Source organism: Actinomyces oris, from assembly GCF_001929375.1.
In the GTDB taxonomy this organism is placed as follows: domain Bacteria; phylum Actinomycetota; class Actinomycetes; order Actinomycetales; family Actinomycetaceae; genus Actinomyces; species Actinomyces oris_B.
Genome location: NZ_MSGO01000068.1, coordinates 1 through 1,212 on the forward strand (window position 1 = coordinate 1; position 1,212 = coordinate 1,212).

The following is a 1,212-nucleotide window of genomic DNA, read 5'->3' on the forward strand; positions in this document are numbered from 1 at the left end:
TCCTTGTGTGGTGGTCGGTGAGGTCATCCGCCATCACCGTCTCCAGGCCAGCACCACCGAGCAGGAACGCCAGCACAAGCTCGACCAGCAACGACGCCTGGTCGTCTCCGAGCTCCACGACACCGTCGTACGCGACCTCAGCCACGCCGTCATGATCGCCGAGCAAGCCCGCCTGGCCGACCCCCACAACACCCACCTCAACCAACAGCTCACAGCCATCATCACCCCCGTACGCACCGCCGTCGAACAACTACGACGCAGCCTCAAAGCCATGAGCGCCGCCGAAGGAGACGACTCCCTCCTCCTACTGGCCGCCTCACCCCCACCACCCCTGACCGACACCATCCACACCGTCCAACAAACCCTCGCGCACCGAGACGCCCACCTCACCACCCACGGCACCGACCTGCTCGACAACCCCAACATCGGCCCGGGCGTCCGCCAACAGCTCGTACGCATCATCGCCGAGCTCATCAACAACGCCGCCAAGCACACACCCCCCTCCAGCACCGCCACCCTCACCATCGAGACCGACAACGACACCCTCGAATGCATGTGCACCAACCCCATCAACCCCCACCAACCCACCAACACCACCACCTCATCCCAACTCGGCCTCACCCAAGCCCAACAACGCATCGAATCCCTCGGCGGCTCCCTCCACACCACCCACACCACCAACCGCTGGACCACCATCTTCACCATCCCCCTCCACCCCACACCCCCGACGACCACGGACTGACATGCCAACCACCTCCACCTTTGAGCACACCGGAGCGGCCGGCATCCATAGAAAGTCGTATGTGATTTCATCCATAAGAAGGCTGTTGCAGCCCCGGATGGCAGGCCAGACTTAAGCCATCACCTCGTCACCGCAAGGAGTCAAACATGCGCAAGGTCGTTTCCCCCATCCTTTCCGCCGCCATCCTCGGAGGAGTTCTGCTTTTGTGTCCGCTCTCCAGCGCCTCGGCAGCGGAGCACAACTCGGCCGCTGCCTCAGTTTCCGGTTTCTCCGACCCGGCACCCTTCGCCCCATCCAACTGCTTTACTCTAGGAAAACTACGTTTGGGAAGCTGCCACTGACGACACACAGACAGAACTCAAAAGCAAGGCCACACCGATCACTCATGCTGATGCAATCATTGTTGCCACGGCAATAAATCACCGATCTCGGCCTTGAATCACAAGAATCATGGAACTCCCTTTTGATCC

General features: G+C 61.1%; 1 protein-coding gene. It reads left to right on the forward strand.

Annotation, left to right across the window (positions count from 1 at the left end):
• The coding region (locus tag BKH32_RS12360) for a sensor histidine kinase (protein WP_256691892.1) at positions 1 to 742 on the forward strand (742 nt) is incomplete at its 5' end.
• Positions 743 to 1,212 lie beyond the last annotated feature (470 nt).